Annotated in this window: 6 protein-coding genes; 5 read left to right on the plus strand and 1 reads right to left on the minus strand. The window is 70.9% G+C overall.

Features of this window, described 5'->3' with window-relative positions; all coding sequences use genetic code 11:
* Positions 1 to 42: 42 nt before the first annotated feature.
* Positions 43 to 1,038, minus strand: coding sequence for a LacI family DNA-binding transcriptional regulator (locus RR49_RS00355; protein ID WP_045245746.1), 996 nt, complete (start codon positions 1,036 to 1,038; stop codon positions 43 to 45).
* 209 nt (positions 1,039 to 1,247) lie between these two features.
* Here RR49_RS00355 and RR49_RS00360 point away from each other — a divergent pair, with 209 nt between their 5' ends.
* The 5 genes from RR49_RS00360 to RR49_RS00380 are packed head-to-tail and all read left to right on the plus strand — an operon-like array spanning position 1,248 to position 7,227.
* A complete protein-coding gene (locus tag RR49_RS00360; protein WP_045245748.1) occupies positions 1,248 to 2,504 on the plus strand; it encodes a sugar ABC transporter substrate-binding protein in 1,257 nt (418 codons plus the stop codon).
* Between the two features lie 15 nt (positions 2,505 to 2,519).
* Complete coding sequence (locus RR49_RS00365) at positions 2,520 to 3,632, plus strand: carbohydrate ABC transporter permease (protein ID WP_045245749.1); 1,113 nt, start codon at positions 2,520 to 2,522, stop codon at positions 3,630 to 3,632.
* A gap of 53 nt (positions 3,633 to 3,685) precedes the next feature.
* Positions 3,686 to 4,489 (plus strand): carbohydrate ABC transporter permease, encoded by an 804-nt coding sequence (locus RR49_RS00370; RefSeq protein ID WP_235557407.1) that lies wholly within the window; start codon positions 3,686 to 3,688, stop codon positions 4,487 to 4,489.
* Positions 4,486 to 5,235 (plus strand): Type 1 glutamine amidotransferase-like domain-containing protein, encoded by a 750-nt coding sequence (locus RR49_RS00375; protein WP_045245752.1) that lies wholly within the window; start codon positions 4,486 to 4,488, stop codon positions 5,233 to 5,235. The genes RR49_RS00370 and RR49_RS00375 overlap by 4 nt, the downstream gene beginning before the upstream one ends.
* 51 nt (positions 5,236 to 5,286) lie before the next feature.
* Positions 5,287 to 7,227, plus strand: coding sequence for a glycogen debranching N-terminal domain-containing protein (locus tag RR49_RS00380; protein WP_045245753.1), 1,941 nt, complete (start codon positions 5,287 to 5,289; stop codon positions 7,225 to 7,227).
* Positions 7,228 to 7,231 lie beyond the last annotated feature (4 nt).

The following is a 7,231-nucleotide window of genomic DNA, read 5'->3' on the forward strand; positions in this document are numbered from 1 at the left end:
GCCGCGCAGCAGCGTCACCCCCCCCCGACCGGGGCGCGGCCGCTACCGCACGACGAGGCGCGGGGTGACGAGACGGTGGGCCTGGGCGTCGGTGGCGTCGTCGGGCAGGGCGAGCAGGTCGAGCACGGCGCGCGCGACCTCGCCGAGCTGCTGTTCGACGCTCGAGAAGCCGAGGGACACGGCGACGGGGGTGTCGTCGAAGCCGCAGACCGGCACGGTGTCGCCGACGGCGAGGAACGCGCCGAGCGCGAGGGAGTCGGAGGCGCACACGATCGCGTCGACGTCGGTGCGCGCGACGAGCTCGCGGGCCGCGCGTCCGCCTTCGGCGACGCCTTCGAGGGCGTCGATCTCGAGGTCGGCGAGCAGGCCGTCGACGAACATTCCGGCGGGAGCATGTTCGGCGATCACGCTCGCCCATCCGGCGCGCCGGTCGTCGCCGGTGCCCGATCCGGCGGGCCAGCCGATGTATCCGACGCGGGGTCCGGCGGTCGCGACGAAGTGCGCGGTCGCGGCGCGCACGCCTGCCTGTCCGTCGACGTCGACCCACGGATGCGGCGCGTCGAGGTGTCCCCAGGGCCTGCCGAAGGCGACGAACCGGATGCCGCGGCCCCAGAGCCAGTCGATGCGCGGGTCGTCGTGCACGGTCGAGGTGAGCACGAACGCGTCGACGTCCGCGCCGTCGCTGAGGCGTCGCAGCTGGGCGATCTCGTCGTCGGCGTCGGCGGCGGTGAACAGCATGACCCGCAGGCCGCGGGTGGCGGCCTGTTCGGTGAGCGCGTGCAGGAACCGGTCGAGGACGCTCCCCGAGATGCCGTCGGCGGCGAGGTGGTCGAGCCGGATGCCGATCGTGGAGCTTCGTCGGGTGCGCAGCCGGCGGGCGGAGGCGTGGGGCAGGTAGCCGAGCTCCTGAATGGCCCGCTCGACCCGCTCGCGGGTCTCGGGCCGCACGATCTCGGGGGAGTTGAGCACGTTCGAGACGGTCTGACGGGAGACGCCGGCGGCGGCGGCGACATCGATGACGGTCGGCTGCGAGTGCATCGTGTCCCCCTCTCGGATGCCGCGGGCCGCGGCATCCGCGTCGCGCAGGCACGTCCGGGTCTGCCGCGCACCCGCTTGACAGCCCTCCGGCCCGCCTCGTACGTTATCAGCGATCGGATTTGATGGTTCAAATTGAACGATCAAAACCAGCAGAGCAGCTGACGCTCTCGACTCATCCGAGGATGGATGGGCGGACACAAGGAGATCACATGCGCACTACAGCACGTCGCGGCCTGGCGTTCGTCGCCCTCGCCGCCACCGCGACCCTCGGCCTCACCGCCTGCGGGTCGGGGTTCTCGTCGGGAAGCTCCACGAGCGGATCCGGCACCCTCACCTCATCCAGCGACCCGCTGACGGTCATGATCGGCTCGTCGGGCGATGCGGAGACGAAGGCCGTCACCGCCGCTGTCGACAGCTGGTCGCAGAGCTCGGGCACCAAGGCCACCGTGGTCGCGGCATCCAACCTCAGCCAGCAGCTGTCGCAGGGCTTCGCCGCCGGAAAGCCGGCCGATGTCTTCTACCTCTCGACCGACGCCCTCGCCGGCTACGCGTCGAACGGGTCGCTGCTCGCCTACGGCGACCAGCTCGCCAACAAGAGCGACTTCTACCCGAGCCTGGTGAGCTCGTTCACCTACGACGGCAAGTTCTACTGCGCGCCGAAGGACTTCTCGACGCTGCAGCTGATCATCAACACCGACATGTGGCAGGCCGCGGGCCTGACCGACTCCGACTACCCGAAGACGTGGGACGACCTGACCGCCGTGGCGAAGAAGCTCACGACCGCCGGGCACGTGGGTCTCGGCATCTCGGGCGAGTACGCCCGCATCGGCTCGTTCATGGTGCAAGCCGGCGGCAACCTCATGAACGACGACTCGACGCAGGCGACCGCCAACTCGACCGCGAACGTGCAGGCGCTCGACTACGTCAAGCAGCTGCTCAACGGCGGCGAGCTGAAGTACGCCAAGGACCTCGGCGCGGGCTGGGGCGGTGAGGCCTTCGGCAAGGGTCTGGCCGCGATGACGATCGAGGGCAACTGGATCACGGGTGCCATGAGCTCCGACTACCCGAACGTGAAGTACAAGGTCGTGGAGCTTCCCGCCGGTCCCGCTGGGCAGGGCACCCTGCAGTTCACGAACTGCTGGGGCATCGCCGCCGACAGCCCCAACCAGGCCGCCGCACTCAAGCTCGTCGAGCAGCTGACCAGCAAGGACAGCCAGCTGGCGTTCTCGAAGGCGTTCGGCGTCATGCCGTCGATCACCTCGGCTGCCGATGAGTGGAAGAGCGAGAACGCGGCGCTGGTGCCGTTCCTCGACGCCGCCTCCTACGCCAAGGGCGTGCCGACGGCAAAGGGCTCGGCCGATGTCGTGACCGACCTCAACAGCAAGCTCGAGTCCCTCGCCACGAGCGACCCGCAGACGATCCTCGACGCGACGCAGACGAACCTGCAGGCGCTGCTGGCCAAGTAAGGGGCATCCGCCATCATGTCCGCAACCACGAGTCGGCCTCGCCGCTCCGCGCTCCGGCGCGGTGAGGCCGCCTCGGGGTGGATCTTCACGGCCCCGGTCGTCATCCTGCTCGGCCTCTTCCTCGGCGTGCCCGTCCTCATGGCACTGTGGGTGAGCTTCTCCGACTGGGGCGGCCGGGGCAGCCCCTTCTCGTCCGGCGTGCACTTCGTCGGGCTCGACAACTACGCGCAGCTGCTCACCGGCGGCGGCCTCGCCACCCAGGACTTCGGCATGGCGCTGAAGAACAACGCCTGGTACGTGCTGCTGGTCGTGCCGATCCAGACGGCCGTCGCGCTGGGACTGGCGGTTCTCGTGAACCGTCAGGTGCTGCGCGGGCGCGGCTTCTTCCGCACCGCGTTCTACTTCCCGTCGGTCACGAGCTCGGTCGCGATCACCGTGCTCTGGCTGTTCCTCTTCTCGGCGACGGGCGCCGTCAACGCGGTGCTCTCGTGGGTGGGCATCCATGGTCCGAACTGGTTCAACGACCCGCATGGCATCGTGCAGAACCTGCTGGGCGTCTTCGGCGTGACCCAGGGGCCGGCGGCCCTCACCGACAACACGTTCCTCGGCGTCTCGTGGTGGAACTGGCTGGGCGGCCCGTCGGTCGCCATGTCGGCGTTCATCATCATGGCCGTGTTCACGACGAGCGGCACGTTCATGCTGCTGTTCATCGCGGCGCTCCAGAACCTCTCCGGCGACGTCACCGAGGCCGCCATCATGGACGGCGCGAACGGCTGGCAGCGCTTCTGGCAGGTCACCCTCCCGCAGCTGCGGCCGACCCTGTTCACCGTGCTGACCCTCGGCCTGATCGGCTGCTGGCAGGTCTTCGACCAGATCTACACGGGCACGCAGGGCGCCCCGGGCAAGACCACGCTGACGCCCGCGTACCTCTCCTATCAGAGCTCGTTCGTCAACCAGGAGTGGGGGCAGGGTGCGGCGATCGCGTTCATCCTGTTCGTCATCATCGTCGTGCTGACGCTGCTGCAGCGCTGGGTGCTGCGTGAGCGCAAGGTGTCCCGCCGTCGCATGCGCCTCTATCAGAGCGCGGTCGTCGAGAGCGCGGTCGTCGAGAAGGGGGGTCGCTCGTGAGCGTCGCCACCGCCGCCCGTCGCGCCCGTCGCAGCTTCCGCCTCGGCGGACCCATCACCTATGTCGTGCTGAGCGCGCTCGCGATCGTCTACATCGCCCCGTTCCTGATCCAGGTGGCGACGGCGTTCAAGACCGATGAGGATGCCACGGCGAACCCGGTCTCGCTGATCCCCAACCCGTTCACCACCCAGGCTTTCACGACCCTGTTCGCGAACTCAGACTTCCCGGTGTGGTTCATGAACTCCGCGATCGTCACGGTCTTCGTCACCCTCGGACGCGCCTTCTTCGCCTCCCTCGCCGGTTACGCGCTGGCGCGCCTGCGCTTCCCGGGGCGCGGCGTCGTGTTCGCCGCCCTGGTGGCGGTGATGTCGGTGCCGACGGTGGTGCTCCTCATCCCGAAGTTCCTCGTCATCAACCAGCTCGGCATCTACGACTCGTACACGGGCATGATCGTGCCGCTGCTGGCGGACGCGGCGAGCGTGTTCATCATGAAGAACTTCTTCGAGTCGATCCCGCCGAGCGTCGAGGAGCAGGCGCGCATCGACGGCGCGGGCAGCTTCCGGGTGTTCTGGTCGGTCGTGCTGCCGATGGCGCGTCCGGCGCTCATCACGATCATCATCCTGTCGTTCCAGGGGTCGTGGAACGAGCTCGCGCACTTCATCGTGTCGACGCAGAGCCCGGCGCTGACGACCCTCACGAAGGGCGTCGCGGGGCTCGCGAGCGGCCAGCTCTCGCAGGGCAACCAGTTCCCGATCAAGCTGGCCGCGGCGGCTCTCATGACGATCCCGGTGGCGGTGCTGTTCTTCATCTTCCAGCGCCGCATCATGAACTCCAGCGACGGGGCGGTGAAGGAGTGACCGCGCGGCATCCGACGATCGTCGCCACGTGCGGCGGGTTCGTGCCGGGATCGTGGAGCGATGCGGCGTACGGCCCGATGCTGCTCCATGCGATCGCGCTCGCCCGCGTCGAGGGTCGGCGCCCGCGGGTCGCCCATCTCAACACCGCGGGCGGCGACCAGCGCCACATCGAGGGCGTCGAGCTCGAGGCGGCGAGACTGGTCGGGGTGGATGCCTCGCACGTCCACCTGTTCCCGCATCCCAACGTGCCCGACCTGCGCGCGCACCTGCTCGCCCAGGACGTCATCTGGGTCAGCGGGGGCAGCGTGCTGAACCTGCTGGCGCTCTGGCGTCTGCACGGACTCGACGTGATCCTCGACGAGGCGTGGCGTGCCGGCGTGGTGCTGGCGGGCGGCTCGGCGGGCGCCCTGTGCTGGCATGCCGGAGCGACGACCTCGTCGCGCGGTCCCGGCATCGACGTGCTCGCCGACGGCCCGGCGTTCGTGCCCGGTTCTCTCGCCGTGCACTACGACTCCGACCCGACCCGGCGCGTGGTGCACGAGGCCGCGATCGCGGCGGGCGAGCTCCCCGCCGGGTATGCCCTCGATGAGGGCACCGGCCTCGTCTATCGCGGCACCGAGCTCGTCGACGTCATCGCCGAGCGGCCCGGCGGCGCGGTGTGGCGCGTCGAGCGCGATGCCGCCGGCGACGTGCACCCGCAGCCGATCCAGCCTCGCGTGCTCGGCGCTCTGCGCGCCGCGGGCTGAGCGCCGCATCCGATTCTTCTCTCTCCCGTCCGACCGGAAGGCACCCTCTTCATGACCACCGACGTCCGCGCGCAGGCCGCTGACACGTCCATCCCGTCCGCCCCCCTGCAGCCGCTGCTGCACGACAGTGTGGTCTCGCTCGCCGCGCCCACACAGGTGTGGTCGTCGCCGAGCGGGACGGTGGGGGAGCGTCCGATCCACGGGCTGTACCACTCCGACGTGCGGGTGCTCGACCGCATCGTGCTGGGCATCGACGGGTCGGCGATCGAGCCGATCGCGACCGAGCATCGGGACGCCGCGTCCCTCGCGTTCATCGCGCTCGCCCGCGGGCTCGACGACGCGACCGCCGACCCGCGGGTGCGCGTCGAGGTGACCCGCACGGTGACCCCCGGCGGGATGACCGAGCGCATCCGGATCGTGAACGGGCTCGACGAGCCCGTGGCGGCGCGGGTGACACTCGCCCTCGCCGGCGACTTCGCGCAGCTGCACGAGGTGAAGGCGGGTCTCGAGGGCGACCGCATCGCGGTGGCCCGCCAGGTCGGCGACGGCGTCGCGGTGCTGAGCCGCGACACGGCCCGCGCCGAGATCGCCGTCTCCGGCGCGCGCCTCGTCGAGGGTGCCGGCGCCGGGGAGGTCGAGATCGTCTGGGATGCCGCGGCCGACCCCCGCGGCGCGGCCGAACTGGTGTGGCGGGTGTCCGCCTCCGACACGGCCGCCGTCGTGCGCGGAGCCGCCGAGCCGCCCAACTGGCGCGCGCTCGCCCCGAGCGGCGACGACCGCCTCGACCGCTGGGTCGCCCGCGCGACCGGCGACCTCGAGGCGCTGCGCATGACGACGGTCGCCTCCCCCGACGACGTCTTCCTCGCCGCGGGGGCGCCGTGGTTCTTCACCCTGTTCGGCCGTGACTCGCTGTGGGCCGCGCGCCTCGCGCTGCCCCTCGGGCACGAGCTGGCCGCATCGACACTGCGTGTGCTGGCCGGCTACCAGGGTGCGAAGAGCGACCCCGAGACATCCGAGCAGCCCGGCCGCATCATGCACGAGCTGCGCGCGGTGCAGAACGAGATCCCCGGCGAGAACGTCTCGCTGCCTCCGCTCTACTACGGCACGGTCGACGCGACCCCGCTGTGGATCACCCTGCTGCACGACGCCTTCGTCGCCGGGATGCCGCGGCCCGAGGTCGAGGCGCTGCTGCCCACCCTCGACCGTGCGCTCGGCTGGCTGCGCGACCACGCCGACAGCGACGGAGACGGCTTCCTCGAGTACATCGACGAGTCCGGACGCGGCCTCGCCAACCAGGGCTGGAAGGACTCCGGCGACTCGATCCGCTGGAACGACGGCACGATCGCGACCGGCCCCATCGCGCTGTGCGAGGTGCAGGGCTACGCCTACGAGGCGGCGCTGGCCGCGGCATCCCTGCTGGACGAGTTCGGCCGCGCGGGCGGCGACGAGTGGCGCGCGTGGGCCGCGGAGATGAAGCAGCGTTTCGCGACAGCGTTCTGGATCGACGACGCGCGCGGCGGCTACCCCGCCGTCGCGCTCGACGCCGACAAGCGGCGCGTCGACGCGGTCACGAGCAATATCGGGCACCTGCTCGGCACGGGCATCCTCACCGAGGCGCAGAGCGCGGCGGTCGCCGCCCATCTGGTCAGCGCCGACATGTCGTCGGGCTTCGGACTGCGGACGATGTCGACGGATGCCGCGGGCTACTGGCCGCTCAGCTATCACTGCGGGAGCGTCTGGACCCACGACACCGCGATCGTGATCGCGGGGCTCGCGGCGGAGGGATTCCACGCCGAGGCGGCCGTACTCGGTGAGGGGCTGCTCGCGGCGGCGGTCGCGTTCGACTATCGCATGCCGGAGCTCCACGCGGGCGACGGGTCCGACACGGTGGCGTCCCCGGTGCCCTACCCGGCCTCGTGTCGCCCGCAGGCCTGGTCGGCGGCGGCCGCGATCGCGGTGCACGCCGCGCGGGCGGCGGCCGCGGCATCCTGACCGC

Origin of the sequence: Microbacterium ginsengisoli, assembly GCF_000956535.1 — a bacterium.
Lineage (GTDB): Bacteria > Actinomycetota > Actinomycetes > Actinomycetales > Microbacteriaceae > Microbacterium > Microbacterium ginsengisoli.